Source organism: Metasolibacillus meyeri, assembly GCF_003049505.1.
Lineage (GTDB): Bacteria > Bacillota > Bacilli > Bacillales_A > Planococcaceae > Metasolibacillus > Metasolibacillus meyeri.
This window is the reverse complement of sequence record NZ_PYWN01000193.1, coordinates 1-2896: the sequence shown is the minus strand read 5'-3', so window position 1 is coordinate 2896 and position 2896 is coordinate 1. Positions and strand designations below refer to the sequence as shown.

Genomic DNA, 2896 nt, shown 5'->3' with positions numbered 1-2896 from the left:
TCCTTTGCAATTTCCCACGCACGAACCATAACGTTTTTCATTTCAATTCCTCCCCGTTTCCTTTTGTTAATTTAATTATAACACAATTGAATTGTATTTCAAGTGAAATATAAAATATTTTTCAAAATAAAAAACCAACTTGTGAATACATAAATTACCTGTTGCGAGTTTAATACTTTGATTAAATAAAAAAGCCACTCGAATTGAGCGACCTTTGATGTGCCTTCCACAGATTAGTGTGGAGGGCTATTTATTCAAATGTAAAACTCCAATTTCCATCAGCATTTATGCTAAAGAAATAAATTGCGGTATCGCCTACTTGTTGAATTTTAGAACCTTTATATGAACCGATTTCATTAAATAACAATGTCGAACCATTAGCTCTAATTACAAAATTACGAGAACCGTCATGTGTAGCTTGAACAGTGTATGAACCTGATTTTATCTCCATAAATACTACACTATCGCCATGACCTTTAGCTGTACCTTGTGGTGGTACATCGCTTGGTACTTCTTGTGACATATTGACAGTCCATGCGCCATCAGCTTTGACTTCATATTTATATTCGCCTGCTTCAATTGCAATTGCTTGAGCGCCTTTGTATCCACCAATTGTATTTACAAGCATGTCAACACGGTTGCCATTTGCATCATAAAGAGTTAACACAAAATTTCTACCACCACTATGAGTTGAATTTACTATCACAAATCCATCTTCTAATGTAAATGATTTGGTAACACTATCGCCACTACCAGATAATTTTAAAGCTTCCAGTTTGGCAAGTCTTTCTTCCTCTGCTTTTGCCTTAGCTTCTTCTTCTGCTTTAGCTTTCGCCTCGGCTTCCTCTTTTGCTTTTTGCTCAGCTGCTGCTTTTTCTTCGGCTTCTTTTGCCTCACGTGCAGCTTTTTCTTCCTCTGTTTCTTTTGGCTTTTCCTCTTCCTTAGGTTCAACAGATGTTTCTATTTTCTCGCCATTGTATTCTTTAACATTTTCTGTTGGTTCCATAGTAACTCCAAAAATGATAAATGAAATAATAAATACAGCTAAAGAAGCTATAGAAAATTGAACATATTTCATCCCTTTAGAAGAATTCTTTTTTAAGTATTGAATAGCAGCCATAATTAAAAATGCGATTAAAGCAATCAAACTTAGAAACAGTAAAATAAAGGATAAATCATTCATTTTTGTATCCTCTCCCTTCAAATACATTGTAGGGAAATTTAACTAATTTGTACATAACAAAAAACAGACAACTTTTAATTAGTTATCTGTTTTTTCAATAGTAGTGAATAATTCTCCAATATCTTTCACGTTTAAAGCGGTCATAATTTTTTCCAAAGCTTCTTTTGGATACATCTTTATTTTATTGTTTACTATCTCGCTTATTAAACGTGTAGTAAGCCCTGTTGCCTCTGCTAAATCCTTCTGACTCATATCATGTTCTGCAAGTATTACTTTCAACCTTGATTTCAACTGCATTTGTACACCTACTTTCACCCCAATTTGCTTAATTAAATTATAAATCAAGAAATAAAATTACGCAATTAGTAATTGACATTACGAATACAGTAATTTATTATGAGTGTAACAAAATTATTTAATTCGTAATAAAATTACTTTATTGAGAATTATAAAGTCGAAAGGAGTTGGTGTAATGAAAACTATCCAGCAACGACAAATGTATATCAAATTAAAGTATAAGCAGCACGATAGCATTACAGATGTGCATAAGTACCAACACAGACTTAAATGGCTTATACGCTATCATGCGCTATTAACGGATTTAGAGGTAGCAGTAATTAGGAAGTGTATAAAGCGCGCTACACAATAATTTTTAAAAGATAGAAAGTGAGGTGAGGACAATGGCGATATTCGATTACTTAGAGCAGTATTCAACATTTCAATCTGTGGAGGACATGGATCAAAATGTTGAACTGCATATGCAAAAACATTACTTTAATTTAACGGAAAGTGAACGCGCCATTGTTTTCATGCTCGCTAGCCGTTCTTTAGCTTATCCAGGTACTTGTCATCTTAAAGCTGATACAATTGCTACTAAATTAGATATCAGTTCTAAGACTGTTTATAGAGCTGTAAAGAAATTAAGTGAGCTAAGTATCATTAAAAAGGTAACAACAATTCGCGATAAAAAGGGCGGTCAAGGCGCTAATGTATACGCGATTTTACCATATGTCCCAGCGCAAATGTCTGAGCGTGAGAATGTTAATACAAGCGATTATGACAACGTTTGTGAGCCTTCCACAGACAATCAACCATCTATTTCTTTTAATCTTAAAAATAATTTATTAAATAATACGTATGCTACGCAGGCGTCCGCTGCCCCATCTGTGGACGACAATAAGCCTTTAAATACAAAAGAGCAAACACCATATCAGCAACTTAAATCATTAGTTATGAGCGTGCTTGGTGATAGTAAATTAGCAAGTAAAATGTATGGTATCTATCTAGCGCAAAATAAAAACGCTATTATACCGACAGCGTTTGAAAATGTAATTGAAGCAGCTAAACATACGCTAAATGCATTTAAACGCAAATACAATAGTGCTAATCCTGTGGACAGCATAACAGGGTACTTTAATAATACTTTACGTAATATTGCTTGTAAGGCGGCGGAAAGGTCTTGTAATGAGCTGTTAAATAGTAATTGGATAGATAGCTTAACTAAGGATTATGAAGCGCATGAAATGGGTTATTATGAGTTGTAAAAAGACCACCCGTAATTGAGTGGTCTTGTGGTAACACTATTGGTAACAAAACTATAAAATATTTAAGTTTTGCGTTAAACATTATGGTCTTTAAAATGTTGATACACAAAGGAATAGATACCTTTTTAACACAAAAGTTTATATATTGGCGACTCCCGCCGTCTCCATA

General features: G+C 33.8%; 4 protein-coding genes. 2 read left to right on the top strand and 2 right to left on the bottom strand.

Annotation, left to right across the window (positions count from 1 at the left end):
- Window positions 1–250: 250 nt before the first annotated feature.
- A complete protein-coding gene (locus tag C9J34_RS20550; protein ID WP_193769116.1) occupies window positions 251–1183 on the bottom strand; it encodes an O-antigen ligase family protein in 933 nt (310 codons plus the stop codon).
- Window positions 1184–1261: 78 nt separating this feature from the next.
- The gene (locus C9J34_RS20545; protein WP_238600736.1) at window positions 1262–1480 is read right to left on the bottom strand and encodes a helix-turn-helix domain-containing protein; all 219 of its coding nucleotides are present in this window, start codon (window positions 1478–1480) and stop codon (window positions 1262–1264) included.
- A gap of 175 nt (window positions 1481–1655) precedes the next feature.
- Between C9J34_RS20545 and C9J34_RS22195 the strand changes: the two genes are divergently transcribed.
- A complete protein-coding gene (locus C9J34_RS22195) occupies window positions 1656–1832 on the top strand; it encodes a hypothetical protein (RefSeq protein ID WP_193769115.1) in 177 nt (58 codons plus the stop codon).
- 31 nt (window positions 1833–1863) lie between these two features.
- Window positions 1864–2727, top strand: coding sequence for a helix-turn-helix domain-containing protein (locus tag C9J34_RS20540; protein WP_107842036.1), 864 nt, complete (start codon window positions 1864–1866; stop codon window positions 2725–2727).
- The last annotated feature ends 169 nt before the right edge of the window (window positions 2728–2896 follow it).